The organism is Streptomyces sp. NPDC096132 (assembly GCF_044763345.1).
In the GTDB taxonomy this organism is placed as follows: domain Bacteria; phylum Actinomycetota; class Actinomycetes; order Streptomycetales; family Streptomycetaceae; genus Streptomyces.
Genome location: NZ_JBIWGA010000007.1, coordinates 38,885 through 65,551, shown reverse-complemented (window position 1 = coordinate 65,551; position 26,667 = coordinate 38,885). Strand labels below are relative to the sequence as shown.

Genomic DNA, 26,667 nt, shown 5'->3' with positions numbered 1-26,667 from the left:
GTCATGAGGGACGTAGGGCACGAGGCGGTCGCCGCGCCCGACACGGGTGGCAACACGCTGACGGGCGAGGGCCTGGCCGAGGTCCTGGAGGGCGCGGCGGTCGTGGTGGACGTGTCCAACTCCCCCTCCTTCCTCGAAGGCGGAGGGCGAGGCCGGCGTGACGCACCATGTGGCGCTGTCGGTCGTCGGCACCGAGCGCCTCCAGGAGAGCGGGTACTTCCGCACCAAGCAGGTCCAGGAGGAGCTGATCAGGGCGTCCGGGATGCCGTACTCCATCGTCCACGCCACACAGTTCTTCGAGTTCCTGTGGGGATCGCGGACATGTCGACCGAGGGCGACACCCTGCGTCTGGCCCCGGTGAAGATCCAGCCCATCTACTCCCGGCGACGTGGCGGCGGCCGTCGGCCGCGCCGCGGTCGGCTCCCCGGTGGGCGGTGTGGTGGAGGTCGCGGGGCCCGACCGGTGCCGGCTCGACGAGCTGATCAGCAAGGGTCTCGCCGCCAAGAACGACCCCCGTACGGTCGTCACGGACCCGCACGCCCCGTACTCCGGCGCCGAGCTGGAGGAGACCACGCTGCTGCCCGGTCCTGACGCGCACATCGCCGAGACCCGTTCGCCGACCGGCTCACGCGGCAGCAGCCCCTGGACGTGGCCCCCTGCCGACGGGCCGGGGGCCACGTGGTGGCTTGCCAGGACGAGCCGTTCGAGTCCTCCGCACCGCATCGCCCGCCCCGTCCGAGATCCCCGGCACGAAGGAACTGACTCGCCATGCTCAACCGCGAGGAAACCGTCATGTCCCGTACCGCTCGCCATGCGGGGCTGACCGGCGTCTACACCGTCGACCCCCTGCACAGCACGATCGGGTTCTCCGTCCGACACGCCATGATCGCCAACGTGCGCGGAAGGTTCACCGCCTTCGAGGGGATCCTCAAACTCGACGGGACTCGTCCCACCCGGTCGGAGGCCTACCTCACCGTCCAGACCGGCAGCGTGGACACGGGTGTCCCCGAGCGCGACGCGCAGGTCGCCGGCCCGGACTTCCTCGACTCGGCGACCTTCCCCCTCATGAGCTTCCGCTCCATCGGAGTCTTCGACGCCGGGGACGACCGGTTCCGCGTGGGGGGATACCTCCGCATCAAGGACGTCGAACTGCCGATCCGCATCGACCTCGAGTTCGGCGGAGCGAGCCAGGACACCGACGGCCAAAACCGTGTCGGTTTCGAGGGCAGAGCCACCTTGCAGCGCTCCGACTGGGGCCTCGACTGGAACACACCCCTGGCAACGGGTGGGGTCCTGATCAGCGACAAGGTGAAGCTGCTGCTCGACATCTCGGCCGTAGAGGTGCCGCGGACTCAGCCGTAGGCCCTCCCCAGCCACATATACCGAAGGGAAAACTCCCCCAGAGGAGATGAATCAACATGCTGGTCCAGACGCAAAAGTGCCTTGTGCAGGGCGCGTCCGCGGTCGGCACTTCCGGTGCCGAGACGATTTCTGGGTCCCGCTTCTCCGAGGGAAACGGGCGTGGTTCCGCAGGCGGTGAGCGAGTTCGTTGCGGCTCTCGCGTCCGGAATATCGACAAGTGGCTCGTGGGGCTGCAATTCCACACCGAGAAATGCCGAACCGTTTGGCTTTACTACGTCGTGGATGAAGCCTTCGACACGGCTCAGGCAGTGCGCGCGGCCATCCAGCGTGCCGGCAGTGAACCGGAGCGGGTCGCCCTGGGCTGGCCCCGGACCGGGGTCGATCAGGCCGATCGGGTCGAAGTCCAGCGGATCCATCGGGATGCCATCGGCCGTCTCAGCCTGAACGACTGCCTGTAGGTCGAACGACTGCCCGTACACCGGAAGACCACTGGCGGTTCACCGGCCGAGCAGAGACAGCCCTCGAGTTTTCTGGTGCACCACACCGGCGACAACCACCCGCTCGTCGGCGTCCGCGGTGAGGACCCGTTCCAGACACGCGAAGTCACCGGACTGCGCCGCCATGAAGAACGCCTGGACGAGCCGCCGATGCGCGGCCGGGTCCACGGGCTGTCGGCGACGGTCCCCGGCGAGACGCTCCTGGGCTCGTGTGACCTGCTGCCTCGTATTGGCGGCGCTGAGGCACAACAGCTCGGAGATCCGGCTGTACGAGTAGCCGAAACCCTCCCGCAGGACATACACGGCGCGTTGTCTCGGCGTCAGTGTCTCCATCAGCAGGAAAACCGCTCGCTCCACGGCATCCTGTCGCTCGGCCACCGCTTCCGGCGTCGCGCGGGTATCCACCGACTCCGGGAGCCAGGGACTGGCACAGGATTCCCGACGTCTCCGGGCGGACTGGACGACATTGATGGCCAGCCGGACCGTCGTCGTCCTGAGCAGCGCCGACGGGTTCGAGACGGCCGTACGATCCGTGCCCTGCCACCGCAGCCACGCCTCCTGGATCACGTCTTCGGCCTCGCCCGTGTTCCCGACGATGCGGTTGGCGATCTTGAGCAGTCCGGGCCTGGCGCGGACGAAAACCGACGTCGCGTCGTCCAGGTCGTCGACCGTCGGAGTGGCCGTCGGGGCGGCCGTCGTGCCCGCCGTTTCCCGCCCTTGCCCGGCTTCGGCCAGCTGTGTGTCCACGACCGACTCCTCTGCTCCGTGGGTCGGCGGCCTGTTGGCCGCCCACCACCAACGTCGCGCCCGGGGGTGGTCGACCGCGCCCTTGGAAAGCCGTAGGCCGCTGCGTGGTCATGCCGTGGTGGAACCGTGGCCGAACCTCAGGAGCCGTCTGACCAGCAGCGGGTTCGGTTTCACTTGCGACCGTCTCGAACGAGTGGAGCGCTGTAACGTGGCGTCATGACCGCCGACGTCCCTCCCCGCACCACCCCCGCGCGCGTGACCGACCGCCCCGGAGATGCCTCGCCCTTCGCGCTCGGCCTGCTGCTGCGCCGGGCGCACTGGCGCGCGGCCGCGGTGATGGAGGAGGCGCTTCGGCCGCTCGGCATCGAGTTGCGGCATTTCGCCGTGCTGATCGTGCTGGTCGACCGTGGTCCCACGGTGCAGCGGGACCTGGTGGCGGCGACGGGGTCGGACAAGGCGGGCGTCATGCGGGTCGTGGACGACCTGGAGCGCAAGGGGCTGGCCGTACGCAGGTCCGTTCCGGGGGACCGGCGGGTACGGGCAGTGGAGATCACGCCCCGGGGTGTCGAGCTCTTCGACGCGGCTCATGTGGCGGCGGAGCCGCTGGCCGAGCGGCTGGTCGCCGAACTGGCGCCCGGCGAGCCCGAGCGGCTGAGGGATCTGCTGACCCGGTTCGCCCATCCCACGGGCGCCGAGGAGTAGGCGCGCCCTGAGAGCCGTGGCCGTCGTCGCGGCGTACGCCGTCCTGCGCACCCGGACGGCTCGGATCACGCCGCGAGGCGCTCCGCGAGCGCCTTGGCCTTGGCGGTCGCCGCCTCGAAGGCGCAGGCGCGGGAGGCCTCGTAGAGGGGGATCAGTTCGTTCATGGCCGGGTTGCGCGTGGCCATGGTGAGTTCGGGGACGATGAAGTCGAGGTCCAGGCCGAGGGTGCGCCCGAGGACGGCCTCCAGGTAGTTCTGTACGAACTCGAAGCCCTCGCGCGGCGTGCCCGGCGCGTAGGAGCCGCCGCGGCTGGCGACCACGACGACCGGGGTGCCCTGGGCGGAGGGGCTCTCGCCCGTGGTGCGGCCGGGCAGGAGCACGGCGTCCAGCCATGCCTTGAGGGTCGACGGGATCGAGAAGTTGTGCATGGGCGCGCCGATCACGACGGCGTCCGCCTGCTCCAGTTCCTCGATGAGCCTCACGCGCGCGGCGAACGCGGCGGACTGCTCCGGGGTGCGCTCGGACGGGGCGGTGTAGCCGGCGGACCAGGCGGCGGCGGTGATGTGCGGGACGGGGTCGGCGGCGAGGTCGCGGTGGAGGACCGTGCCCTGCGGGTGCTGCTCCTCCCAGGCCCTGCGGAAGGCGCCCGCGACCGAACGGGACGAGGACGCCTCGCCGGGAAGCACGGACGAGTCGATGTGCAGCAGCGTGGCCATGGGCTTTCTCCAAGGTGCGGCGTCCGGGGCGGGGGCCCACGGGCGGAAGACTTGCGCTCGACGATAGTTAAACACGAGACAGTATCGAATGATACCATCGCGACTGCAACGAAGAGGGAACACGTCGAACAGACGGAGGAGGTAGGCGGTCTTGGACGTCTACGGGGCGGTCACGAGCCGACGGGCGGTACGCGGATTCACCGGCCGGCAAGTCCCGCGGGAGGCGCTGGAACGCGTCCTCACCGCCGCGGCCTGGGCGCCGTCCGCATCGAACCTCCAGCCGTGGCACGCCTACGTACTGACCGGCACGTCACTGGCCGAGCTCAAGAAGCGCACCGGCGAACGCGTGGCCACGGGCGACCCCTGGGACGAGCCGGAGTACGAGCAGTACCCGCCCGATCTGAAGTCCCCGTACCGCGAACGCCGGTCCGCCTTCGGCGAGCAGCGCTACGGCGCGCTCGGCATCCCGCGCGAGGACCTGGAGGCACGCCAGAGGGCCGCTGCCGCAAACTGGGAATGCTTCGGCGCGCCCGCCGCCCTGTTCTGCTACATCGACCGCGCCATGGGCCCGGCCCAGTGGTCCGACGTCGGCATGTACCTGCAGAGCGTCATGCTGCTGCTCCGCGCCGAAGGGCTGCACAGCTGCACGCAGATGGCATGGGCGAAGTATCACAGGACCGTGGCGGAGGTCCTGTCGCCCCCGGACGAGCTCATCCTCTTCTGTGGCATGTCCATCGGATTCGAGGACGCCACCGTGGATCACCCCCGTACGGGCCGGGCACCGTTCGGCGAGACGGTCACCTTCGCCGACGGCCACTGACACCGCCGACCCGCAGCCAACCGAGGTGCGGTTCGTTGCCGCGTCCACATAACGGCATCTATGCCATATTTCGCCCATACCTACGAAAGAGAGGCATGTCATGAACTTCGCAGTTATCGGCGGTACCGGGCTGATCGGATCGCAGGTCGTCAGCAGCCTGAACGCCGCCGGGCACGAGGCGGTACCGCACGCGAAGTCCACCGGACTCGACGTCATCAGCGGTCAGGGAGTGGACGAGGCGGTGGCGGGAGCCGACGTCGTCGTCAACCTGACGAACTCCCCGACCTTCGACGAAGCCTCCCCGGCCTTCTTCCGGACCTCGATGGACAACCTTCTGGCCGCGGCCCGCAAGGGCGGCGTCGGCCACTTCGTCATCCTCTCGATCGTCGGCGTGGACCAGGTGCCGGAGCTGGACTACTACAAGGCCAAGCTCCTCCAGGAGGACCTCCTCAAGGCCGGGCCGATCCCCTACTCGATCGTGCGGGCGACGCAGTTCATGGAGTTCATGGACGCCGTCCTGTCCTGGACCTCCGACGGCGACACCGTCCGGTTGCCCGCCACGCCGATCCAGCCGATCGCCGCCAAGGACGTGGCCGCCGCCGTGGCGGAGGTCGCGGCGGGCGCTCCGCTGAACGGCACACGCGACATCGGCGGGCCCGAGATCTTCTCCCTGGACGAACTGGGCCGGATCACCCTGTCCCACAAGGGCGACCACCGCACCGTCGTCACCGACCCCACCGCCGGCATGTTCGCCCTCGTCAAGGGGGACGTCCTCACGAACAAGGACGCCCGACTCGCCCCCACCCGCTACACGGACTGGCTCTCCTGACAGATCCAGCTCCCCGTGGAACCACGGGTGCACTGATCCGGACACGTATTACCATACCGATCGAGGTGTCCTGACAGGGGAGCTGCCATGGCGAGGAGCGGTTCGAGAGCCGGGCTCCTCGGGAGGCAGCACGAGTGCCAGGTGCTCGACGACCTCCTGGCGGGCGGCAGGGCCGGGCGCAGTGGGATCGTGGTCCTGCGCGGTGAGGCAGGGATCGGGAAGACCGAGCTCCTGAAGTACCTCCGCGATCGTGCCACTGGATGCCGCACCGTCGAGGTGGGCGGCGTCCAGTCCGAGATGGAGCTCTCCTACGCCGGCCTGCACCAGCTCTGCGCCCCGCTGCTGGCCGGCCTCGACGGTCTTCCCGAGCCTCAGCGCGACGCGCTCGGCACCGCGTTCGGTCTGCGCGCCGGCGCTGCGCCCGACCGGTTCCTCGTGGGCCTGGCCACGCTGAGCCTCCTCGCGGACTCCGGAGGCGACCGGCCCCTGGTCTGCCTCGTCGACGACGCACAGTGGCTGGATCACGCATCGGCTCTGACCTTGGAGTTCGTCGCCCGCCGACTGCTCGCGGAATCGGTCGTGCTCGTCTTCGCCGTCCGCGAGCCGAGCGCGAACGAGGCTCTCGGCAGCCTTCCCGCGATGCCCGTCACGGGGCTGACCGAGCCCGACTCCCGCACACTCCTCGACTCGGTCGTCACCGGCCCGCTCGACCAACGGGTGCGCGACCGCATCATCGCCGAGTCGCGCGGCAACCCACTCGCCCTGCTCGAACTGCCCCACGGATTGACCGCGGCGGAGCTGGCCGGCGGCTTCGGACGTCCGGACGCCTGGCCGTTGTCCGGCCAGATCGAGCAGGGATTCCTCCGCCGCGTCCAGTCGCTCCCGGCCGAGACGCAACGCCTGCTGTTCACGGCAGCCGCCGAGCCCGTGGGCGACGTGACCTTGTTGCGGCGAGCGGCCGAGCGGCTGGGGATCGACGTCGACGCGGCCGTGTCGCACGCCGACGCGGCGGAGCTGATCACTCTCGGCACCCGGGTGCGGTTCCGGCACCCCCTGGTGCGCTCGGCGGTCTATCGCGCGGCGAGCCCGACCGACCGGCTCGAGGTGCACCGGGCGCTGGCCGACGCGACCGACGCCCAGGTCGATCCCGATCGTCGTGCCTGGCATCTGGCCGCCGCGACCGCGGGAGCCGACGAGACGGTGGCCGCCGAGCTGGAGCGCTCCGCGGGCCGGGCGCAGGCACGCGGCGGCATCGCGGCGGCGGCCGCGTTCCTCCAGCGCGCGACCGCTCTGACGCAGGATCCGGTCCTGCGTGCGCAGCGCGCGGTGGCTGCGGCAAGGGCGAAACTCCAGGCCGGGGCGTTCGAGGCGGCGGCCACCCTTCTCGCCGCGGCGGAGGCCGGACCCCTCGACGAACTCGGGCGCGCCCGCATCGATGTGCTGCGTGCCGAGATCGCGTTCGCCCAGAACCGTGGCACCGAGGCTCCCGCGCTGCTGCTCGCCGCGGCCGACCGATTCGGGCGGCTCGACGTCACACTCGCCCGTGACACCTACTTGAACGCCGTCGCGGCGGCGATATTCGCCGGCCGTCTGGCGCGCGGCCCGGGCCTGCGGGAGGTGGGCAGGGCTGCCCGCGCCGCACCGCGGCCGCAGCTGCCGCGCGTGCCCGATCTGCTGCTGGATGCCGTCGCCGCGCGTCTCACCGACGGATACGCGGCTTCGGCACCGATGATGGAGCGAGTCCTCGCGGCGTTCTGCGACGAGGCGATCCCCTATCAGGAGGCGCTGCGCTGGCTCTGGCTCGCATCGGTCCTCGCCGCGGATCTGTGGGACGACGAGCGCTGGCACCTGGTCGCGACCCGTCATGTGACGATCACCCGCGAGGCGGGCGCGCTCAGCGCGCTCCCCGATGCGCTCGACTCCCTCGCGTCATCGCACCTCTTCGCCGGGGAGCTGACGGCGGCCGCGTCGCTGGTGGAGGAGGTCAGAACGGTGTGTGCGGCGACGGGGAGCACCCCGGCGCGCGTCGGGCCGCTCGGCCTGGCGGTCTGGCGTGGTCGCGAGCACGAGGCCCGCGCACTGATCGACGCGATCATGAGCGAGGCCGTCCCGCGGGGCCAGGGGGCCGCCGTCACCGTCGCACACTGGTACCACGCGGTGCTGTGCAACGGCCTCGGCCAGTACGCGGACGCGCGGACCGCGGCCCAAGAGGCCGCCGCCCACCGGCAGGAGTTCACCTCACCGCAATGGGGCCTGGTCGAACTGGTCGAGGCGGCCGTACGCAGCGGCTCACCCGAGCTGGCGGCCGACGCGCTCGAGCAGCTCTCGGAGACGACGCAGGCCAGCGGCACGGACTGGGCACTGGGCGTGGAAGCGCGCTCACGGGCCCTCCTGAGCGGGGGCGACGCCGCGGAACGGCTCTACCGCGAGGCGACCGAGCGGCTCGACCGCACCCGGGTCCGGGTGGAACTCGCCCGTGCCCACCTGCTGTACGGCGAGTGGCTGCGCCGCGAGAACCGCCGTGTCGATGCCCGCGCCCAACTGAGCTCCGCGCACGAGATGTTCAGCCGGATCGGGGCCGAGGCGTTCGCCGAACGCGCCCGCAGGGAGCTGCAGGCCACGGGAGCGAAGGTCCGCAACCACACCGTCACGACGCGGGCCGCCCTCACGTCCCAGGAAGCGCAGATCGCCCGCCTCGCCGGCGCGGGGCTCACGAATCCGGAGATCGGCGCCCAGTTGTTCATCAGCCCCCACACCGTCGAATGGCATCTCCGCAAGGTGTTCTCCAAGCTCGGCATCTCCTCCCGCAGGGAGATCCGCACCCTGCGACTCGAGGACGAGGCGACCTCTGCCTAGGCCGGGCCGGTGTTTCAAGCCCTCAGTGTCGGTTCTTGCCGGTGATCTCCTTGTACTCATGGGCCGTCGGCTTGATGATCTGCGTGCCTTCGCCGTAGAGGCTCCGGCTGAGCCTGGCACGCAGGCGCTGAGCGAGGCGGGATTCGGCGGCACCGTTGACACAGACAGCTCCGGCGCTGATCGGTTCGTACTGGTCGTGCTGGGTGAGAACGTGCAGTTGCTCCTGGCTGAGCGGCTCGTGCACCTCGACGAACTCGCCGTGTGGCAAACGCTTGATCATTCCCGTCTCACGGCCGTGCAGCACCTTGTCGCGGTCTCGGCGCTGGAGGCCGAGTGCCCACCGTTTCGTTATGACGTAGGCGAGGAGAGGCACGACGAGGAGGCCGATGCGAACGGCCCACGTCACTGATTCGACCGAGACTCTGAAGCGGATGGCGATGATGTCGTTCGCGGCGCCGATCAGGGCCACCAGATAGAAAGCGATCCATGCGACACCGAGTGCCGTTCGTACCGGGCGGTTGCGCGGTCTGTCGAGAAGGTGCCGCTCACGGTCGTCACCGGTCACCCAGGACTCGATGAACGGGTACGCGCCCATGGCGAGGAAGAGTCCGACTCCCACCAGGAGCGGGATCAGGTTGTCCAGGGCCACGGTGTGGCCCCAGAAGGTGACTTCCCAGCCGGGCATGACCCGCAGCAGCCCGTCCGCCACACCCATGTACCAGTCGGGCTGCGATCCGGCCGAGACCTGGTCGGCACGGTAGGGGCCGTACACCCAGACGGGGTTGATCTGCGCGACCGCAGCCAGGACGAGGACGGCACCGCTGACGAAGAAGAAATACCCCGCGGATTTCACGGCGCGCACCTTCAGCGGCAGGCCCACGACATTGCTGTTGGTCCGGCCCGGCCCCGGATACTGCGTGTGCCGGTGGCGGAGGACCAGGAGCACATGGGCGACCAGCAGTCCCACCATGAGGGCGGGAATGAGCAGTACGTGGATCGCGTTGAAGCGCGCCACCAGATCGTTCCCCGGGAACTCGCCTCCGAAGAGGAACATCGAGAGGTAGGTTCCGACGATGGGGATGGACAGGATCGTTCCGTTCACGACCGCGAGTCCGGTTCCGGAAAGGAGGTCGTCCGGAAGGTCGTATCCCGTCAGTCCTCCGAACATTCCGAGGATCAGCAGGGCGAATCCGAACAGCCAGGTGAGTTCACGAGGCTTGCGGAAGGCACCCGTGAAGAACACGCGCATCATATGGACGAGCATCGCGGCGACGAAGATCAGCGCCGCCCAGTGGTGGGCCTGCCGGATCAGCAGGCCGCCGCGGACGTCGAAGGATATGTGCATGGTCGAATCGAACGCCTCCGACACCAGCTGGCCCTGCAGCGGCGCGTAGCTTCCGTGGTATTCCACCTGCGCCATGGACGGATGGAAGTACAGACTCAGATACACACCCGTGACGACGATGATGACGAAGCTGTAGAGGCATATCTCTCCCAGCATGAACGACCAGTGATCCGGGAAAGCCGCTCGCGCCTTTTCCCTGACCAGGCCGTAGACACCGAGTCGCCCTTCGGCCCACTCGGCAATCCTTTCCCCTTTTCCCTCCGACCGCGCCGCGGTTTCGCGACTTACGTGACCCATGCCCTACCACCATTCATCAACCGTTCACGAAGGACTTGTGGCCGGAGCCGTCACGCCACCCTGGTGACGGTGCCCTTGTTCTGGCGGGACGCACGTCGGCTCATCGCGCGACGTTCGCTCTCCGTCGTGCCGCCCCAGATGCCTTCCACGTGCCCCACCCGCAGAGCCCAGTCGAGACACCGCTCCACGACGGGGCAACGGCAACAGACGGCTTTGGCTTCGTCGACCTGGACCGCCGTCAGCCCGCTGATTCCAATGGGGAAGAACAAGTCGGGGTCGTCGACGTGCAGACAAGCTGCTCGTTCGCGCCAGTGCACGGCGCGGTCTCCTCGTTCAGCAGCCATGAGAAACCGAACCTCCAGGATTCGTCATCCGGCAGGAACCCCGGAACTCGATCGGCGGGTTTCTCATCTCCACGACGAGAGACCGGGGACTCTCACGTGAGACCGGACAAGCGGCGCGTTTGTGACACGCGAGCGGCGAGGGTCTGCCGGCGCACCGCGGGGATGTCACAAGATCCGTGTGTGCCCGGTCAGTCGGATTGAGCCAGGAAACGAGGGCCATCAGGATGCCCCTGTCGCTGAAGCCGTCCCGAACGTCGACCGGGTCGATGCGCTGGCCGCGTTGGTGCCGGGCGAGAAGGAGGATGCCGTATGGACCACGCTGACGCGGTGCCGATCGCGGAGCTGCTCGAGGAGCGTCGCTTCCTGCTGGACGTCGCCTACTGGATGCTGGGCAGCCCCGACGAGGCGGACAGCGTGCTCGACGAGACCTACCGCCGGTGGTACGGGCTGTCCGACGCCGCGCGCCGGCAGATCACGGTACCCCGGTCCTGGCTCGCGAGGACCACGGGCGGGATCTGCCTGAGGCGGCTCGCCCTTCCCGACCGGGGTGAGGCCGGTCAGCCGGAGGAACACCCCACGCGGACGGCGGACGCCGAGGCGGCGCGGGAGCAACTGCAGAACGAGGTCAGCCAGGTTCTGTTGAATGCGCTGGATTCCCTGTCGCCGGCCGAGCGGGCGGCGTTCGTCCTCAACGACGTCTTCGGGATGACGCCCGACGCGGTCGCCGACATCATGGGACGCACCGCGCCGGAGTGCGCCGAACTCGCCGACCGGGCCCGCCACAGCCTCCGTCGGCGGCGCTCACGTCCCACGACACCGGCGGAGCACGACGCCCTCGCCCGAGCCGTCCGCCAGGCCTGCGTGGACGAGGACGCCGCGCTACTGGCGTCGCTGCTGTGCCCCGACGCCACCGCGTTCTTCGACGGCGGCGGCAAGGTGCGGGCCCTCACCAGGCCCGTCCACGGCAACAGGCAGATCGCCCACAGCCTGCTGACACTCCTGGCCCACCGCCCGCGCACCACGCTGACCACGCACTCCGTCAACGGCCGCACCGGCCTCGTCGCCCGCTACGACCGTCAGGTCGCCGCCGTCATCAGCCTCGACATCGCCGGCCGTCATGTCGTCCAGGTCTGGGTCGTCCTCAACCCCGACAAACTCCGCTCCTGGAACCGGCCGACCGCCCCTCAGGGCCCCGGCTCCCAGCGGTAGCCGTCACGGCAGAGCGACGGCCGGTGCCGGCGCCGCCGTGGGGCCGAGAGCGGGCGCAAGGCGGGCACGGGAACCGAGGAACGCGGCGATCTTGCTCGGGCTGAACATCCACATCAACTTGTGGATACCTTCCTTCGAGGCAGCCAACGTCATGAACACGATGGGTCGGCCGTCTCGGTAGACCACCACGCCCGGACTGCCGTTGGCGTCGACCAATCTGGGCTCCGCGTCCCGCCAGAGCTTCGGATAGGTGACCATCCTGGCCACGCGTGCACGGCCCAGCACCGGTATACGAGCGCAGCCCCGCATACCGTTGCCGTCGGACAGACTGACGGTGTCCGGGGCGAGAAGGGCCTCCAGTGACGCCACATCCCCCGTCTGAGCCGCCGAGACGAAGACGCTGAGAAGCCGTCGGTGCTCGGCCGTGTCCACGCTCTCCCGCTGCTCCTCCGACAGATGCTTGCGAGCACGGCTCACGATCTTCCGCACGTTGACGAGACTAAGGTGAAGGATGTCGGCTATCTCGGGATAGGCGTAGTCGAACGCCTCGCGCAGTACGTACGCGGCGCGTTCGGTGGGGCTCAGTTTCTCCAGCACGAGGAGGAGCGCCAGTTCGAGAGCTTCCGCGCGCTGCGCGCCCACCTCCGGGTCCGCGCTCGTGTCGACGGGTTCCGGCAGCCACGGTCCTATGTAGGTTTCCCGACGCACGCGGGCGGATTGCGCGACGTTGATGGCCAACCGGGTCGTCGTGCTCGACAGGAAGGCGACCGGGCTGACCACCACGGAGCGGTCGGTCTTCTGCCAGCGCACCCACACTTCCTGGACCACGTCTTCGGCCTCGGCCGCGCTGCCGAGCACGCGGTAGGCGATTCCGAAAAGACGGTTCCGATGCTGCACGAAGACGGAGACAGCCCCTTCGAGGTCACTCGTCGTGGGGGACGGTTCGAGATCCATGGTCCTGCGGTCTCCGTTCCTCCGGCCGCCGTCGCTGAACGTCACGGCTGTTCCAATCGCATCCGTTCCACTAAGACCGGGCACGGACCGGTTCTGTGACAGTGAGCGGGCAGCGGGTTGCTCCCGGCCGTCCGAAGGACGGGCGACGTCCGTGCGGTCACACGGTGTGTGACGTAGGGCAGGAGGATCTGTTCTGTTTCGTTGCCTGTTCAACCATGTGTGTGATCGTGGCTTAGGGTCATGAACATGCGTGCAGGGGCCGAGCCGCGTCCACCACGCGCGTGTCACAGCCACCGCAGAAAGACGCGTCATGTCACGAGATCCCGACCAGCACTTTGACCCTGCCGCCGCCGGTGTGTCCCTGGCGGCCGAGGCCGCGCTGCTCGAGGCCCGCCTCCGCCTGCTTCAGGAGGCGATCGACACCGTCGACGCACGCATCAGGGCAACCTCCGAGGCGCTGCGCCGGTTGCGCCCCGCCGACGCACTGCCCGCGGGCTCGAACAGTGGCAACGATTGATACGAGATGTTCTGGTCGCCCTGTCACAGCTATGTCCCGAGTGGGGCCACTGCCTATGATGGCGAAGGGGAACCCATTCCCGCGTTCGACCGGGCAGCACCGCACGTGAGCCGGTGCGCGGCACGTGGGGTTGAGGATGAGAGGAACACATGGTCTCCGCAACGGCCCACAACATTGAGATCACCGCTGAGAGCCTTCAAGAGGACCTGGCCCGCCTGCAGATCCAGAAGCAGGCGCTGGAAAGGGAGCTCGCCGCGGTCGTGGCGCATCTCGGCTCGGTACAGCGGGCTCTCGGCGCTCTCGAGACCCTGATGCAGGACCGGGCTGCCGTGACCGCGACGGGCCCGGCCGGTGCCGCGGACGCGGAACGTGGCCAGGCCGCGACGCCCGCCGCCCCGCAGACGGACCTCGTCTCCCCCGAGTCCGCGCAAAGCCCCGTCGCCGACGGCGCCGAGGCGGACGGACAGACGAAATACGGCAAGCTCACCGAGCAGATCATGGACTACTTCGCCACAGTCGGCGATGCCGACGTACGGGCCCGTGACGTTGCCGCGGCGCTCGGCCGCGACACCGACAGCGGAAGCATCAACGGCGTGCGCAGCACGCTCGACCGCCTCGTCGGTGCGTCCCGGGTCCAGCGCACCGGCCGGGGTCTCTACCGCGCCCGGCGCTCCTGAGAGCGCCCTCCGGTCGGCACGGTTCAGCTGAACGTTCCCAGGACCACCGTCACGCACAGTCCCATGGCCATGGTGATCAGGACCATCGCGGTCAGTGTTCCGCGGAGCCATCGCCCGAAGCGGATGTGGTGTTGCTCCGTCACCACCCCGATGCGTTCGGCTATGTGCTCGGTCACCATGCGGGCGACGTAGGTCTGCTCGTCGAGGTACCACCGCTCGATGTCCGTTCTCTGCTCCCGGGTCAGCCCCGGCTCCCGTGCGGTGAAATCCGTGACGCGCCGGCGTGCCGCCGCCAGGTGAGCCTCCCGGTACAGGAACCCCTCGATGTCACTCAGGCCGCGTGCGGCCTCCTCGCTCGCCTTCATGATGTGCTCCAGACTCAGGGAACGGATGCGTGAGGCTCTTGCCCCCGTGTGTCATGTCACCGCTCGCGACGAACGCGTCCCTGGGGTGCTGGACGGACGCCAGGGACACGAGGTCCCTCCCGAACAGGGCCGCGGTGAGCCAGACGGCGAGGACGCGGACCTTCCGTTCCCAGGTGGGCACGGCCAGGACGTGATAGCCCCGGTGCATCAGCCAGGCGGGAAGTCCCTTGATGACCAGGCGCTTGTACTGGAAGATGCCGCGCCCCAGCCCCAGCGTCGCCACCACGCCCAGACTGCTGTGGCGGTAGTCCCGGACTCTGCCTCCGCGCAGGCTCGCCGCGATGTTCTTCGCGAGGCGTCTGCCCTGCCGTACGGCGTGCTGGGCGTTCGGCACGGTGTGCGCCCCCGACACGGGCGACGCCAGGTCGGGAACGGCCGCGTCGTCCCCCGCCGCCCACACGTCCGGCACGGGCTCGCCGTCGGTGCCCACGCGCAGATCGGGCCGGACCATGAGCAGACCACGCTCGTCGACGGGCAGATCCGTGTGGTTGTGCACCACGGGGTTCGAGGCGTTTCCCGCGGTCCAGACGATCAGCGCCGAGTCGAACTCCTCCCCGCTGGAGAGCACGACGTGCCCGTCCTCGGCGGAGACGAGCTGGGTGTTCAGGTGGACCCGCGCGCCCCGGCGTTCCAGCGAACGCACCACCCAGGCACCGGGCCCGTCTCCCACCTCGGGCAGGATGCGGCCCCGGGCCTCGACCAGGTGGAAGGACAGGTCGTCCATGCTCAGTTCCGGATAGGACTTGAGCATCGCGGTCGCGAGCGACAGCAGCTCACCGAAGCCCTCGACACCGGAGAACCCGCCGCCGACGAACGTGACGGTGAGCAGCCGCTGCCGCTCCGCACCGGGCGGCAGTGACGCGGCCTGGTCGAACGCGGTCATCAGCCGGTCGCGAATGGCCACCGCCTCCTCCACGTGCTTGAGGCCTATGGCCTCCTGCGCCAGCCCCGGTATGGGGAAGGTGCGGGTCACGGCACCGGCCGTGACCACGAGGATGTCGTAGTGGAGTGTGTGGTCGGGTCCGCTCGCCGGCCGGACGGTGACGGTCCGGTCCGCGTTGCGGATCTCGGTCACGCTCCCCGCGATCAGCCGCGTGCGGCGCAGGTGCCGCCGCAGGGACACGGCGGCATGACGTGCCTCGACCGAGCCGGCCGTCACCTCGGGCAGGAAGGGCTGGTAGGTCATGTAGGGGCGTGGGTCGACGACCGTGACGTGTGCCTCGTCCGGACGCAGTGTCTTTTCGAGGCCCCACGCGGTGTAGAAGCCCGCGTAGCCGCCACCGACGATCAGAATCTCGCGCATGGTTCCCTCTGCTCATTGTTCGACACCGGATAGACCAGGCGGGGCGGGACGGTGTGACAGGGCCGAGCGGCGGAGCCCCGCGCACCACCTCCCCACTGTCCGAAGGCGACGCACCTGTAAAGCCGGCTCCGGGTGCGAGATGGGCGTGCGCCGGGCAGTCCTGCCTCCGACCAGCAGTACGGCGTTCCCGGCGAGGGGCGGGACACCGGTGCGGTGGACCCGGCCGACCGACCGGACCCGCTCACGTGGCGCGGGGGCTCACCGGCGGTGACGCGCGTCGGCGGACAGCACCCTTTCCAACCGCCCGAGATCACCTGAGCGGGCCGCCGCAAGGAACGCCGCGACCAGACGCCGATGCGCGACGGAGTCCACCGGCCTCCGCCGACGGTCGGCGCTCAGACGCTCCTGGGCACGTGCCACCTGCTGCCTCGCATTGACGACGCTGAGCTGCAGGAGCTCGGCGATCCGGTCGTACGGGTAGCCGAAACCCTCCCGCAGGACGTACGCGGCGCGCTGGTTCGGCGTCAGCCTCTCCATCAGCAGCAGAACCGCCCGCTCGACGTCGTCCTGCCCTACGGCCGTGGCCTCCGGCGTCGGCGCGGAGTCGGCCCGCTCCGGCAGCTGAGGACCGGCGTAGGCCACCCGGCGCTTCCAGGCGGACTGGATGACGTTGATGGCCAGCCGGACGGTGGTCGTCCTGAGCAGGCTCTGCGGGTTCGAGACGACCGTGCGGTCGGTTCCCTGCCACCGCAGCCACGCCTCCTGAACGACGTCCTCGGCCTCCGGCGCGTTTCCCAGGATGCGGTGGGCGAGGTAGAGAAGTCCTGGCCTGGCCCGGACGAACACCCAGGTCGCGTTGTCCACCCCGACGATCGTGGGAACGGCCTTCGTGCCCGGCGTCTCCCGGCTCTGTCTCGCTTCGGCCACCTGTGTGTCCACGATGGGCTCCTGTACTCCGTGGGTCGGCGGATGGAAATCGACTGCCACCAAACTGGCCCTCACGCCGGCCGGGCGCGCCCTTGGAAACCCGTAGGAGACCCCGTGGTCGTGCCGTGCCGGATCCGTGGCCGACCGCCTCCGACGAGCCTTTACGATGGATCCGGCTCGCCTCGGCCGTCCCACGGCCGCAGTGATCCGGCAACGCCCCGGCCGAAAGGCCGCTGGATTACCGACAGGGAGGCTGACCATGACGAGCCACGGCTCGCGGACCGGACTCCTCGGTCGGCAGGGCGAGTGCCAGGTCCTCGACGACCTCCTTGCGGCGGCCAGGGCCGGACGCAGCGGGGTCCTGGTGCTGCGCGGCGAGGCGGGGATCGGCAAGACCGAGCTGCTGAAGTACCTGCTCGAGCGCGCCACGGGATGCGCTACCGTCAGCGCGGCCGGCGTCCAGTCCGAGATGGAACTCTCCTACGCGGGCCTGCACCAGCTCTGCGCACCGCTGCTGGCCGGTCTCGACAACCTTCCTGAGCCGCAGCGGGACGCGCTGTGCACCGCGTTCGGGCTGCGCGCAGGAAACACACCGGACCGGTTCCTCGTGGGTCTGGCCGCATTGAACCTGCTCGCGAACGCAGGTGGCGACGAGCCGCTGGTCGTCGTCATCGACGACGCTCAGTGGCTGGACCGGGTGTCGGCGCAGACGCTGGAGTTCGTCGCCCGCAGGCTGCTGGCGGAATCGGTCGTGCTCGTCGTGGCCGTGCGTGAGCCCACCGCCGGTGAGCTGTTCGCCGGTCTGCCCGAGCTGCCCGTGACGGGATTGTCCGACGACGACGCCCGCAAGCTCCTCTCCTCGGTCGTCACCGGTCCGCTGGACCGGCGGGTGCGTAACCGCATCGTCGCGGAGACCCGCGGCAACCCGCTGGCCCTGCTCGAACTGCCCCGCGCGTTGATGGCGTTGGACTCGGCCGGTGACTTGGAACCCGCCCCGGCGGGTCCGGTCGCGAATCGGCTCGAGCAGGACTTCCTCCGCCGCGTCGAGTCACTCCCGGCCGAGACACGACGCCTGCTGTTCGTCGCCGCCGCCGAGCCGGTCGGTGACGTGACGTTGCTGCGGCGTGCGGCCCGGCGGCTGGGAATCGCCGTCGACACCGCATCGGTCGAGGCCGAGGCGTCGGGACTGATCACCCTCGGCACCTGGGTGCGCTTCCGGCACCCGCTGGTGCGCTCGGCGGCCTACCGCGCGGCCGGCCCGGGGGACCGTCGCGAGGTGCACAAGGCGCTGGCGGAGGCGACCGACGCCCGGCTGGACCCAGACCGGCGGGCGTGGCATCTGGCGCGCGCGGCGACGGGACCGGACGAGATGGTGGCCGCCGAGCTGGAGCGCTCGGCGGATCGCGCGCAGGCCCGCGGCGGTGTCGCTGCGGCGGCGGCCTTTCTCGACCGGGCCGCACAGCTCACCCCCGGCCCCGCGCGCCGTGGAGCCAGGGCGCTGGCCGCGGCGCAGGCCAAGTACCAGGCCGGCGCGTTCGACGCCGCGCGGGAACTGGCCGATGCTGCCGAACTGAGCTCCCTCGACGAGCTGGGAGCCGCACGGTCGACCTTGCTGCGCGGTCGGATCATGACCGCGTCCAAGAGCGCCGGCACTGGCCTTCCCCTGCTGCTGGAAGCGGCCGCACGACTCGAACCGCTCGACGCCGGGCTCGCCCGTGAGACCTACCGGGACGCGATCTACGCGGCGCTCACCGCCGGCCGGCTGACCGAGGGCCACGGGATCCGCGAGGTGGCGGAGGCCATTCTGCGGGCGCCCGAACCCGCCGATCCGACGCGCGACGATCTTCTCCTGGACGGCCTGGCGCGGGTGTTCACGGAAGGGTACGCCGTCGCCGCGCCGATGCTGCTTCAGGCACTCAGTGCCTACCGTGTCGACGGGATTTCCAAGCGTGAAGGACTCGGCTGGCTCCCGCTCGCATGCCGCCTGGCCCACAATACGTGGGACTTCGCGAGCTGGTCCGTGCTGTCCGCCCGGCTGGTCGGCCTGGCCCGCGAGACGGGGTCCCTGTCAGTGCTGCCGTCGGCTCTGCTGCTGCGGCTGTCGAACCGGGTCTTCGCCGGCGATCTCGACAGCGCCCACTCCCTGGTCGCGGAGGCCACGGCGATCGGCGAAGTGACCGGCAGCAGTTTCTTCGCGCACTACAGCGCGCTGGTCGTCGCGCCCTGGACGGGCCGCGAGTCCACGACCCGACAGGCGATCGAAGCGATCACCCAGGACGCTTTTCTGCGCGGGGAAGGCAAGGTGGACACGGCGACGCAGTGGGCGGCAGCGGTGCTCTACAACGGCCTCGGACGGTACGAGGATGCCTACGCGGCCGCCCGGCGTGGCTGTGAGAACCCGCAGGAACTCGGGCTGTCCCTGCAGTCGACGGTGGAGCTCGTCGAGGCATCCGTACGACTCGGCAGACCCGAGAACGCGGCCGAGGCCGTGGCCAGGATCAGCGACATGGCGCAGGCCAGCGGCACCGACTGGGCTCTCGGCACCGCCGCCGGCGTCCGTGCCCTGGTGAGCGATGGGCACAGCGCCGACGCCCTCTACCGTGAGGCGATCGAGCGCCTCGGTCGGGCCGAGGTCCGGATGGACCTCGCCCGCGTCCGGCTGCTCTACGGCGAGTGGCTGCGCCGCGAGGACCGTCGGGCCGACGCCCGTGCTCAACTGAGCGCCGCGCACGACATGCTCAGCCGTATGGGGGCCGAGGCGTTCGCCGAACGCGCGCGCCACGAGCTGCAGGCCACGGGGGCGAAGGTCCGCAGGCACCCGACCGCGACCCACGAGCCCCTCACAGCTCAGGAAGAGCAGATCGCCCGTCTCGTCGGCGACGGCCTCACGAATCCCGAGATCGGCGCCCAGTTGTTCATCAGCCCCCACACCGTCGAATGGCACCTGCGCAAGGTGTTCTCGAAGCTCGGCATCACCTCCCGCAAGGAGATCCGCACCGTACGGCTCACGGGCGAGGCGACGCCGGCCTAGGCCGGCGAGAGCCAGGGCGGCGTCGTCACCGCCCCGTCCTGTGGTGTACGCCGGTCAGCGGACTGTGCGTGCCGCCATCTCCGTCAGGTCAGGTCTGCTTCTTGGTCATCCCGGAGACGGCGAGTGTGGCGATCTGGTGTTCCTGACTCCTCGGCACCGTCATCGAGGGACCGGCCCTGTCCACCGGCCAACCGGTTCTGCAGCGTCGGCCTTCCCACAGCATGTCGTCGACGCCGTGCTGCGGGCTCGGCGTAAGTCGGTCTACTGATGGTGCGGTCGCGCCCAAGGTGTAAGGCACCACGGCTGTCGTGACTACGATGTCGTGCGACGTGACCCTTGCGCGGAGGAAGCCCACACATGCTCAGTGCAGCTGCCGAGACCCTCCCGAGGCGCGAACCGGCACACACGCGGTGATCGGCCGGGACGAGGAACTGCGAACCCTGCGCGGGCTGTTGGCGAACGCCGCGGACGGACACGGCGGTGCGCTGTTGGTCCACGGCACCGCCGGCGTCGGCAAGTCGACTCTGATGCGGGCGATCGGCACGGCGGGCGCCGAGAGCGGTTTCAAGGTGCTGAGCACGGCCGGGGTGGAGTCCGAGCTGTGGCTGCCGTTCGCAGCCCTGCAACTGCTGCTGCAACCTGTGGCCGACGGCATCGGGAACCTGCCGTCCCCCCACCGGACGGCGCTGGTCGACGCGTTCAGCGCCACGCAGACCGAGCCCCAGATCTTCGGAGTCGCACTCGCCGTACTCGAACTGCTCGCCGACGAGGCCGACCGGCAGCCGCTCCTGCTGCTCGTCGACGATCTGCAGTGGGTCGACGCGTCGAGCCGGGACGTGCTCAGATTCGTCGCCCGGCGCACCCGCGACTTCCCCATGCTGATCATCGCCGGCTCCCGAATCCACTCCCCCGACGTGTACGACCCGAGAACCCTGCCGAACCTCCCTCTGCAACCGCTCGCCCGGGCGGCCGCCGCCGAACTGCTCGATGCGGGCGCACCCGATCTGTCGGCGCCGATACGGGCTCTCGTCCTCGAGCGCGCCGCCGGCAACCCGCTGGCCCTGGTCGAACTGCCCAAGACCCTGCAGGACATGCCCACGCAGCTGGACGACCTGCCGCTGACCCAGCGGCTGGAGGACGCGTTCGCCGCGCGCACGGACTCGGCGAGCCAGGAGTGCCGCACCCTCCTGCTGGCCCTGGCCACCGAGCCGAACGCACCGCTGAACCGGCTGCTGGAGGTGTCATGCCGGCTGAGCGGTACGACGGTCTCGGTGGACGCGGTGCAGGAGGCGGTCGACGCGGGCCTGGTCGGCCTGGTCGGCCGTACCCTCGAGTTCCGGCATCCGCTGATGCGCTCGGCGATCTACACCCGCGCAACGGTCGCCGACCGTCTGGACACCCACCGCGCCATCGCCGAGGCCATGGCCGACACGCCCGAGCGCCGGCTCCTGCACCTGGCCGCCGCCACGCTCGGACCGGACGAGGAACTCGCCGTCCAGCTGGAACGTTTCGCCGACAGGGCGCTGGCCAGGGGCAAGGTGGCCTCGGCCGTTCCGGCCCTGCGCCAGGCGGCCGAACTCGTCCACGACACGCGCCGCAGGACCGAAATCCTGGTCCGCGCAGCCGAGTCGGCCAGCGAAATCAACGACCGCGTCCAGACCCAGATGCTGCTGGACCGCGCCGACACGCGCGAACTCGGCCCACTGGAGCGGGCCCGTCTCATGGTCGTGTCCGACAAGGCGGCGTTCGAACCCGACGAGCCGCACCGCCGGATCGAGGACATGATCATTACCGCGGCCGGGGCGTTCGACACGGGAGGCGTACATGTCGCCGAGAACCTGCTGTGGCGTGCCGCCGCCCGCTGTTTCTTCCAGGACGGCGACGCCCGGGTGCGCGCGCTGGCCGCGGACGAACTGGATCGATGGAACCCCGATCCGGACGCTCCCGTCGTCCTGACGGTACGGGCGTACACCGAACCGTATCGGCACGGCGCCGAGGTGCTCGCCCGGCTCGACGGCCTCCGGCCGGACCGGCAGGACGGCCGGATCCTGCATTTCCTCGGCAGCGGCGCCATGGTCCTGGGCGACATCACCAGCGCCGCCCGGTATCTGTCCCTGGCGGCCGCGGTGTGGCGGTCGCAGGGCAGGCTCGGACTGCTGGCCCGCTCCCTGGCGGGCAGCTGGCCCCGGGCGTACCTCGGTCAGCTCGACCGGGCCCGCGAAGAGTCCGGTGAAGGACTCGCCCTGGCCGAGGAGACCGGGGAATGGATCGTCTGGCTGGGCGTGAAGGCGACCGGGAGCCTGGTGGCGGCGCTGCGCGGCGAGACGGAGCTCGCGGCGCGGATGCTCGGGGAACTGCGCGCCCACCGGCTGTTCCCCGGTATGCCGTTCGCCGCCGTCATGGCGCAGCAGGTCGAGGGCCTGCTCGCGCTCTTCGACGGCCGCGCGACCGAGGCATACGACGCTCTCGCGCGTGCGTTCGATCCAGCCGACCCGCACTACCACTCGGTCAGCCGCTGGCTGATCGCACCGGACCTGGCGGACGCCGCGGTGGCCGCGGGCGCCGTGGATCAGGCCCGGGAACTGCTGGACGGACTCCCCGAGCTGGCCGCCCGGCTGCCCTCGGAAATGATGGTGGTGGCACACGCCTACACTCATGCGGTCCTGTCCGCGGACGACACGGCGGAGGAGCTCTACGCCGCGGCACTGGCCGCCCTGCCTGCCGGCTGGTCGCTCGCGCGAGCCAGGCTGCACCTGCACCACGGCCGTCGGCTGCGCCGGCAACGGCGCAACGTCGAGGCCCGGAACCCGCTGCGCGCCGCCCGCGACGAGTTCGACCGGGTCGGCGCGCGGCCCTGGGCCGAGATGGCTCGCGAGCAGTTGCGCGCCGCCGGCGAGTCGAGCAGCCGGCGGCATGCGAACACCAGCGACCGACTGTCGGCCCAGGAAATGCAGATCGCGGTGCTGGCGTCACAGGGGCTGAGCAATCGGGAGATCGGCCAGCGCCTGTTCATCTCGCACCGCACCGTCGGGGCCCATCTTTACCGCATCTACCCTCGCCTCGGCATCACCGGTCGCGGCCGGCTTGCCGCCGCGCTCGCGGCGCTCCACGACGGACACCCCGCGGCCGACCAGCCGGACGGCGATGCGGGTTGACACCTCCGACCCGCACCAAGGCCGGTCGGGACGACAGGATGTGAACCTGCGCCGCCTTGATGAGGGCCGGGCTGCCCTGCGGGCACGGTCGAGAACCGTGGCCGTCGGCACGCGATGTCGTCGGCCCGCTGTCAGCAGGACGGTCGCCGGGGACCAGAGCAGTTCATGCAGACGAGCCCGGTTCGCCGCACCGACGGGACCGGCGTCCTGTCCGACGGTGGCGGTACGGACCTGGGCGTAGCCCCGGTGTTCGCCGCCGCCGAGAGCCCGCCGGTAAGCGACCTCGGCCGGACGCCGGATCAGTTCGCCGGTGTCGCCGAGTCCGCCGCCGATGAGGAGGACGGACGGGTCGAGGATGGAGGCGAGGTCGGCGAGGGCCTGGCCCGGCCAGCGGCCGGATCGACCGAACACGTCGAGGCAGACGGGGTCTCCACTCAGGGCGGCCTCGGTAACATGCTGCCCCTGGAGGCCGGCGGGGGTACCGTCGCCCAGCGCGAGCACCGCCGCGGCCCGCCCCGGATCGGCGGCCGCCACTCGCGGGCGCGGCGCTTGTGGGCCGCTTCGCTCGCGTACTGCTCCATGCAGCCACGCTGCCCGCAGGGGCACTGGAGCCCGTCGGGAACCGCCCGGTAGTGGCCGATCTCGCCCGCCATACCGAAGCGGCTGCGGAAGATTCGGCCCCGGCTGATGATGCCGCCGCCCAGCCCGGCGCCCGCGGTCACCCTCAGCATGTCCTCGTGCCCCGCACCGGCGCCGTGGACGAACTCGCCCCATGCGGCGGCGTTCGCGTCGTTCTCGACGATGCCCGGAAGCCCTGTGGCCTCCTGGGCGACGTCCCGGATCACCGTGTCGTGCCGGCCCGGGTAGGGCCACTTCAGCTTCCGTGTTCAAGCGGCGAGTTGCTTCAGTCCTTCGATTGCGTTCCTCGGTGGCGTCGGGTGTCGGCTCCCGGCCCACGTGTCACAGATGCGCGGCATGCCCTGTCTTCACTGCGAAGCAGGTTGTGCGTGTCCGGACACGGTCGTGTGCGTCCGGGCCCGGTTACGGAGGTGGCACGGTGTTGGAGAAGGATTCGGTGGGCGGAGCCGAGGGGCACGAGCACGGGCATGGGCACGGGCATGGGCACGGGCACGGGCACGGGCACGGGCACGGGCACGGGCCCGTCGGCCCGGACGGGACCGGGCCCAGGATGCTGGCGGACATCAAGCCGCCCTTCATTCCCGACGGCGCTTCGGGGATGACCGTCTTCGTCGAGTGGCCGCCCGGTCACCCCGGCACTCCTCCGCACCGGCACTCGGGGCCGTGTTTCGGCTATGTCACCGAGGGCGCGGTCCGGTGGGAGCTCGAGGGTGAGCCGGAGCACGTGATCAAGGCCGGTGACACGTTCTGGGAGCCGGGCGGTGACGTGATCCACTACCAGAACGGCAACGCCTCGTCGAATGCGCCGGCCAAGTACATCGTGTTCATGCTGGCCGCGCCGGGCCAGCCGATGCTGACGCTGGTCGACGAGGAGGAACTGGAGAAGCGGGCGCATCTGCGCGCCCCGCGGCCTTCCGCCGGCTGAACCGCCGAGGGGAGGGGGCCTGCTGTGTGGCCGGCCGCTTCGCGCGGGACCGCGGCCCGCAGGCCTCCTCCGCTTCCTCGACGCCGCCGGGTCCGCCATGTCAGCTCTCGAAGGAGGCCGCTTGTGGCCGGTGAAGGCTCAGCGTCGCGGAACACGGCCGATGGGCTGGTAGGACGCGACCAGGAGGTGGCACTGCTTCGCTCGTTCGTCGACGGAACGGTCGGCGGGGGCGGCGGTGTTCTGCTGCTGTCGGGGGACCCCGGCGTCGGCAAGTCGGTTCTCCTGGAGGCCGCGGCGAAGGCCGCGCGGGCGGCCGGCGTGCTGGTGCTGCGCTCCGGCGGAGTCGAGTTCCTCGCAGACCTGGGTTTCGCCGGCCTCAACCACGTGCTCGAACCGGTGCTTCACGAATGCGACGCACTCGACCCGGTCCACCGTGACGCGCTGACGGTGGCGCTGGGCGCGGGCGAGGGTGCTGCGGCGGACCGCCTGGTCGTCTCCGTTGATGACGCGCTTGGCCTCGTTGCCGACGGAGTTGAGGGCGCGGGTGACCGTCCACTCCGGGACCCTCGACGACGCGGAACTGTGCGAGGTCGCCGACGTGGCGATCTGCCACAACACGGTCGCCTGTCTGGCGCCCACTGCACGGGCTGCTCTGTGGCCGGCCATCGCCGGGGCACTCGTTCCCGGCGGTTCGTTGCTCCTCCAGCTACCGCCGACACGCCTTCCCCGCGAGGAGATCGTGCGGGTCTTCCCGCATCAGCGGATCGGCCGGCACGAGTACGGAGGCCGCATGGTGATGTCGGCCGACGGAGGCCGGATCCGGACACGGTTCGACTACTGGGTGTGCGGAGCGGGAAGCGTGCTGCGGGAGCACACCGAGACGTTCTGGATGTGGCCGTCGTCGCGGGCCGAGGTGATCGGGGAGCTGGAGCGGCACGGTTTCGTCCTGCTGCCCGGACGGGACGATCCGGCCGTGCTGGCGGTGGCCCTGGTAGGCCTCTGAGCTGTGAGTGTCCCCATCTTGTTCTCACCAGCACCACCCCGGAAAACCGGAAAAGAGGAACCTCATGTCCCCTGCGAATACGGCGAACACCTTTGTGATCGTCGGAGGCGGCCTGGCCGCGGGCATGGCGGCGCAGGCGCTGCGGGAGTACGGCCATCACGGCCCGCTCGCCGTCATCGGCGACGAGAAGGAGCGGCCGTACGTCAGGCCGCCGCTGTCGAAGGGCTATCTGCTCGGGAAGGAGGCCCGCGACTCGATCTACGTGCACACCGAGAACTGGTATGCCGAGCACGACGTCGACCTGCTTCTGGGCACGAGCGTGCGGGCCGTCGACCCGCGGGCCAAGGAGGTCGAGCTGGACAGCGGCCTTCGAGTGCCCTACGCCAAGCTGCTGCTGGCCACCGGTTCGTCCCCGCGTCGGCTGTCGGTTCCCGGAGCGGATCTCGACAATGTCCTGTACCTGCGCCGGGTCGGGGACAGTGAACGGCTCAAGGCCGCTTTCACCGAGGGAGCGCGGATCGTCGTGATCGGCGGCGGGTGGATCGGCCTCGAGACCGCCGCGGCGGCCCGGACGGCCGGCGCCGAGGTGACGGTCCTGGAACACTCCGGGCTGCCGTTGCTGAAGGTCCTCGGGCGTGAGTCGGCCCAGGTGTTCGCCGGCCTCCACGAGGATCACGGTGTGCGGCTGATCCCCCATGCGGAAATCGAGCGCATCACGGGAGACGGCGGCCGCGCGGACGGGGTGCTGCTCACCGACGGCAGCCGTCTGCCCGCGGACGCGGTGGTCGTGGGCGTGGGCATCACCCCCAATGTCCGGCTCGCACAGGAGGCGGGCCTGGACGTGCGCAACGGCATCGTCACCGACGAGCATCTGCGCACCTCGAGGGCAGACATCTACGCCGCGGGTGACGTCGCCAACGCCTACCATCCGCGGCTCGGACGTCACCTGCGCGTCGAGCACTGGGCCAACGCCCTGCACCAACCGCGCACGGCCGCGCTGAGCATGCTCGGCAAGGACGCCGTGTACGACCGGCTGCCGTACTTCTACACCGATCAGTACGACCTCGGCATGGAGTACACGGGGTACACGGAGCCGGGCGGCTACGACCGTGTGATCTTCCGAGGCACGATCGCCGAACGAAGGTTCGTCGCCTTCTGGATGTCGGGGAACCGGGTCGTCGCCGGGATGAGCGTCAACGTGTGGGACGTCATCGACACGATCCGTGCCCTGATCGAGTCCGGGGCGGATCTCGACGACTCCGTCCTCGCCGACCCCTCCGTCCCCCTGAACGATCTTCTCCCCTGACCTCTGCCGGCAGGCGTGTCACAAACACCCCGAGGACCTGGTCAGAGTCAGTGACCACCCAAGCGATCGGAGCAATCGTGG

23 protein-coding genes and 3 pseudogenes are annotated in these 26,667 nt (G+C 70.2%); 16 read left to right on the top strand and 10 right to left on the bottom strand.

The features are described from left to right. Positions 1–3: 3 nt before the first annotated feature. From ACIRF9_RS18210 to ACIRF9_RS18200, 3 genes and pseudogenes are all read left to right on the top strand, one after another. Positions 4–639, top strand: a pseudogene (locus ACIRF9_RS18210) (SDR family oxidoreductase); the annotation flags it as partial. A 153-nt stretch (positions 640–792) separates the two neighbouring features. Then, positions 793–1,362, top strand: a complete 570-nt coding sequence (locus ACIRF9_RS18205) for a YceI family protein (RefSeq protein WP_403822637.1) — start codon at positions 793–795, stop codon at positions 1,360–1,362. 56 nt (positions 1,363–1,418) lie between these two features. Continuing rightward, positions 1,419–1,820: a hypothetical protein gene (locus tag ACIRF9_RS18200; protein WP_403822634.1), complete on the top strand. Its 402-nt coding sequence runs from the start codon at positions 1,419–1,421 to the stop codon at positions 1,818–1,820. A 39-nt stretch (positions 1,821–1,859) separates the two neighbouring features. On the opposite strand, the gene ACIRF9_RS18195 is transcribed toward ACIRF9_RS18200, so the two are convergent. Continuing rightward, entirely contained in the window at positions 1,860–2,606 is a 747-nt protein-coding gene (locus tag ACIRF9_RS18195; protein WP_403822631.1) for a sigma-70 family RNA polymerase sigma factor, read from the bottom strand. Between the two features lie 216 nt (positions 2,607–2,822). On the opposite strand from ACIRF9_RS18195, the gene ACIRF9_RS18190 reads away from it, so the two are divergent. Beyond that, positions 2,823–3,308: a MarR family winged helix-turn-helix transcriptional regulator gene (locus tag ACIRF9_RS18190; protein ID WP_403822629.1), complete on the top strand. Its 486-nt coding sequence runs from the start codon at positions 2,823–2,825 to the stop codon at positions 3,306–3,308. A 65-nt stretch (positions 3,309–3,373) separates the two neighbouring features. Here ACIRF9_RS18190 and ACIRF9_RS18185 read toward each other — a convergent pair whose 3' ends face one another. Then, positions 3,374–4,024, bottom strand: a complete 651-nt coding sequence (locus ACIRF9_RS18185; protein WP_403822626.1) for an FMN-dependent NADH-azoreductase — start codon at positions 4,022–4,024, stop codon at positions 3,374–3,376. A gap of 151 nt (positions 4,025–4,175) precedes the next feature. On the opposite strand from ACIRF9_RS18185, the gene ACIRF9_RS18180 reads away from it, so the two are divergent. The 3 genes from ACIRF9_RS18180 (at position 4,176) to ACIRF9_RS18170 (ending at position 8,529) form a co-directional block, all read left to right on the top strand. Further along, a complete protein-coding gene (locus ACIRF9_RS18180; protein ID WP_403822623.1) occupies positions 4,176–4,844 on the top strand; it encodes a nitroreductase in 669 nt (222 codons plus the stop codon). A 100-nt stretch (positions 4,845–4,944) separates the two neighbouring features. Further along, on the top strand, positions 4,945–5,673 hold the full coding sequence (locus tag ACIRF9_RS18175; RefSeq protein WP_403822620.1) for an SDR family oxidoreductase: 729 nt from the start codon (positions 4,945–4,947) through the stop codon (positions 5,671–5,673). Positions 5,674–5,760: 87 nt separating this feature from the next. Beyond that, entirely contained in the window at positions 5,761–8,529 is a 2,769-nt protein-coding gene (locus ACIRF9_RS18170; protein ID WP_403822617.1) for an ATP-binding protein, read from the top strand. Positions 8,530–8,551: 22 nt separating this feature from the next. On the opposite strand, the gene ACIRF9_RS18165 is transcribed toward ACIRF9_RS18170, so the two are convergent. Both ACIRF9_RS18165 and ACIRF9_RS18160 read right to left on the bottom strand, forming a co-directional pair. Further along, complete coding sequence (locus ACIRF9_RS18165) at positions 8,552–10,171, bottom strand: cytochrome bc complex cytochrome b subunit (protein ID WP_403822614.1); 1,620 nt, start codon at positions 10,169–10,171, stop codon at positions 8,552–8,554. Between the two features lie 50 nt (positions 10,172–10,221). Further along, positions 10,222–10,515 carry a WhiB family transcriptional regulator gene (locus tag ACIRF9_RS18160; protein ID WP_403822611.1) on the bottom strand — a complete coding sequence of 98 codons (294 nt, stop codon included), beginning with the start codon at positions 10,513–10,515 and terminating at the stop codon, positions 10,222–10,224. Positions 10,516–10,824: 309 nt separating this feature from the next. On the opposite strand from ACIRF9_RS18160, the gene ACIRF9_RS18155 reads away from it, so the two are divergent. Beyond that, positions 10,825–11,724, top strand: coding sequence for a sigma factor-like helix-turn-helix DNA-binding protein (locus tag ACIRF9_RS18155; RefSeq protein ID WP_403822608.1), 900 nt, complete (start codon positions 10,825–10,827; stop codon positions 11,722–11,724). Positions 11,725–11,727: 3 nt separating this feature from the next. Here the strand turns inward: ACIRF9_RS18155 and ACIRF9_RS18150 are convergent, their stop codons facing one another. Next, on the bottom strand, positions 11,728–12,678 hold the full coding sequence (locus ACIRF9_RS18150; RefSeq protein ID WP_403822605.1) for a sigma-70 family RNA polymerase sigma factor: 951 nt from the start codon (positions 12,676–12,678) through the stop codon (positions 11,728–11,730). A 310-nt stretch (positions 12,679–12,988) separates the two neighbouring features. On the opposite strand from ACIRF9_RS18150, the gene ACIRF9_RS18145 reads away from it, so the two are divergent. Both ACIRF9_RS18145 and ACIRF9_RS18140 read left to right on the top strand, forming a co-directional pair. Next, the gene (locus ACIRF9_RS18145; RefSeq protein WP_403822602.1) at positions 12,989–13,195 is read left to right on the top strand and encodes a hypothetical protein; all 207 of its coding nucleotides are present in this window, start codon (positions 12,989–12,991) and stop codon (positions 13,193–13,195) included. A 149-nt stretch (positions 13,196–13,344) separates the two neighbouring features. Then, a complete protein-coding gene (locus ACIRF9_RS18140; protein WP_403822599.1) occupies positions 13,345–13,872 on the top strand; it encodes a hypothetical protein in 528 nt (175 codons plus the stop codon). Between the two features lie 23 nt (positions 13,873–13,895). Here ACIRF9_RS18140 and ACIRF9_RS18135 read toward each other — a convergent pair whose 3' ends face one another. From ACIRF9_RS18135 to ACIRF9_RS18125, 3 genes are all read right to left on the bottom strand, one after another. Then, positions 13,896–14,237 (bottom strand): hypothetical protein, encoded by a 342-nt coding sequence (locus ACIRF9_RS18135; RefSeq protein WP_403822596.1) that lies wholly within the window; start codon positions 14,235–14,237, stop codon positions 13,896–13,898. After that, a complete protein-coding gene (locus tag ACIRF9_RS18130; RefSeq protein ID WP_403822593.1) occupies positions 14,200–15,600 on the bottom strand; it encodes an NAD(P)/FAD-dependent oxidoreductase in 1,401 nt (466 codons plus the stop codon). The genes ACIRF9_RS18135 and ACIRF9_RS18130 overlap by 38 nt, the downstream gene beginning before the upstream one ends. A 258-nt stretch (positions 15,601–15,858) precedes the next feature. After that, positions 15,859–16,539 (bottom strand): sigma-70 family RNA polymerase sigma factor, encoded by a 681-nt coding sequence (locus ACIRF9_RS18125; RefSeq protein ID WP_403822590.1) that lies wholly within the window; start codon positions 16,537–16,539, stop codon positions 15,859–15,861. 247 nt (positions 16,540–16,786) lie between these two features. Between ACIRF9_RS18125 and ACIRF9_RS18120 the strand changes: the two genes are divergently transcribed. Further along, positions 16,787–19,558, top strand: coding sequence for an AAA family ATPase (locus ACIRF9_RS18120; RefSeq protein ID WP_403822587.1), 2,772 nt, complete (start codon positions 16,787–16,789; stop codon positions 19,556–19,558). Positions 19,559–19,968: 410 nt separating this feature from the next. Continuing rightward, entirely contained in the window at positions 19,969–22,713 is a 2,745-nt protein-coding gene (locus ACIRF9_RS18115; RefSeq protein WP_403822584.1) for an ATP-binding protein, read from the top strand. A gap of 240 nt (positions 22,714–22,953) precedes the next feature. On the opposite strand, the pseudogene ACIRF9_RS18110 reads toward ACIRF9_RS18115, so the two are convergent. Both ACIRF9_RS18110 and ACIRF9_RS18105 read right to left on the bottom strand, forming a co-directional pair. Then, a pseudogene (locus ACIRF9_RS18110) lies at positions 22,954–23,214 on the bottom strand (ROK family protein); the annotation flags it as partial. Then, the gene (locus ACIRF9_RS18105; protein ID WP_403822581.1) at positions 23,148–23,558 is read right to left on the bottom strand and encodes an ROK family protein; all 411 of its coding nucleotides are present in this window, start codon (positions 23,556–23,558) and stop codon (positions 23,148–23,150) included. The pseudogene ACIRF9_RS18110 and the gene ACIRF9_RS18105, both read right to left, overlap by 67 nt. A 344-nt stretch (positions 23,559–23,902) precedes the next feature. On the opposite strand from ACIRF9_RS18105, the gene ACIRF9_RS18100 reads away from it, so the two are divergent. From ACIRF9_RS18100 to ACIRF9_RS18085, 4 genes and pseudogenes are all read left to right on the top strand, one after another. Further along, positions 23,903–24,277: a cupin domain-containing protein gene (locus tag ACIRF9_RS18100; RefSeq protein WP_403823603.1), complete on the top strand. Its 375-nt coding sequence runs from the start codon at positions 23,903–23,905 to the stop codon at positions 24,275–24,277. Between the two features lie 24 nt (positions 24,278–24,301). After that, a pseudogene (locus ACIRF9_RS18095) lies at positions 24,302–24,733 on the top strand (AAA family ATPase); the annotation flags it as partial. Positions 24,734–24,875: 142 nt separating this feature from the next. After that, positions 24,876–25,280 carry a hypothetical protein gene (locus ACIRF9_RS18090; RefSeq protein WP_403823635.1) on the top strand — a complete coding sequence of 135 codons (405 nt, stop codon included), beginning with the start codon at positions 24,876–24,878 and terminating at the stop codon, positions 25,278–25,280. 64 nt (positions 25,281–25,344) lie between these two features. Next, positions 25,345–26,586 (top strand): NAD(P)/FAD-dependent oxidoreductase, encoded by a 1,242-nt coding sequence (locus tag ACIRF9_RS18085; protein ID WP_403822578.1) that lies wholly within the window; start codon positions 25,345–25,347, stop codon positions 26,584–26,586. Positions 26,587–26,667: the final 81 nt, after the last annotated feature.

Bases quoted from the DNA above. Each gene is read 5' to 3' on its own strand.
- ACIRF9_RS18205 (WP_403822637.1), top strand. From the start codon at position 793: ATGTCCCGTACCGCTCGCCATGCGGGGCTGACCGGCGTCTACACCGTC.
- ACIRF9_RS18200 (WP_403822634.1), top strand. From the start codon at position 1,419: ATGCTGGTCCAGACGCAAAAGTGCCTTGTGCAGGGCGCGTCCGCGGTC.
- ACIRF9_RS18190 (WP_403822629.1), top strand. From the start codon at position 2,823: ATGACCGCCGACGTCCCTCCCCGCACCACCCCCGCGCGCGTGACCGAC.
- ACIRF9_RS18185 (WP_403822626.1), bottom strand. From the start codon at position 4,024: ATGGCCACGCTGCTGCACATCGACTCGTCCGTGCTTCCCGGCGAGGCG.
- ACIRF9_RS18175 (WP_403822620.1), top strand. From the start codon at position 4,945: ATGAACTTCGCAGTTATCGGCGGTACCGGGCTGATCGGATCGCAGGTC.
- ACIRF9_RS18170 (WP_403822617.1), top strand. From the start codon at position 5,761: ATGGCGAGGAGCGGTTCGAGAGCCGGGCTCCTCGGGAGGCAGCACGAG.
- ACIRF9_RS18165 (WP_403822614.1), bottom strand. From the start codon at position 10,171: ATGGGTCACGTAAGTCGCGAAACCGCGGCGCGGTCGGAGGGAAAAGGG.
- ACIRF9_RS18160 (WP_403822611.1), bottom strand. From the start codon at position 10,515: ATGGCTGCTGAACGAGGAGACCGCGCCGTGCACTGGCGCGAACGAGCA.
- ACIRF9_RS18155 (WP_403822608.1), top strand. From the start codon at position 10,825: ATGGACCACGCTGACGCGGTGCCGATCGCGGAGCTGCTCGAGGAGCGT.
- ACIRF9_RS18150 (WP_403822605.1), bottom strand. From the start codon at position 12,678: ATGGATCTCGAACCGTCCCCCACGACGAGTGACCTCGAAGGGGCTGTC.
- ACIRF9_RS18145 (WP_403822602.1), top strand. From the start codon at position 12,989: ATGTCACGAGATCCCGACCAGCACTTTGACCCTGCCGCCGCCGGTGTG.
- ACIRF9_RS18140 (WP_403822599.1), top strand. From the start codon at position 13,345: ATGGTCTCCGCAACGGCCCACAACATTGAGATCACCGCTGAGAGCCTT.
- ACIRF9_RS18135 (WP_403822596.1), bottom strand. From the start codon at position 14,237: ATGAAGGCGAGCGAGGAGGCCGCACGCGGCCTGAGTGACATCGAGGGG.
- ACIRF9_RS18130 (WP_403822593.1), bottom strand. From the start codon at position 15,600: ATGCGCGAGATTCTGATCGTCGGTGGCGGCTACGCGGGCTTCTACACC.
- ACIRF9_RS18120 (WP_403822587.1), top strand. From the start codon at position 16,787: ATGACGAGCCACGGCTCGCGGACCGGACTCCTCGGTCGGCAGGGCGAG.
- ACIRF9_RS18100 (WP_403823603.1), top strand. From the start codon at position 23,903: ATGCTGGCGGACATCAAGCCGCCCTTCATTCCCGACGGCGCTTCGGGG.
- ACIRF9_RS18085 (WP_403822578.1), top strand. From the start codon at position 25,345: ATGTCCCCTGCGAATACGGCGAACACCTTTGTGATCGTCGGAGGCGGC.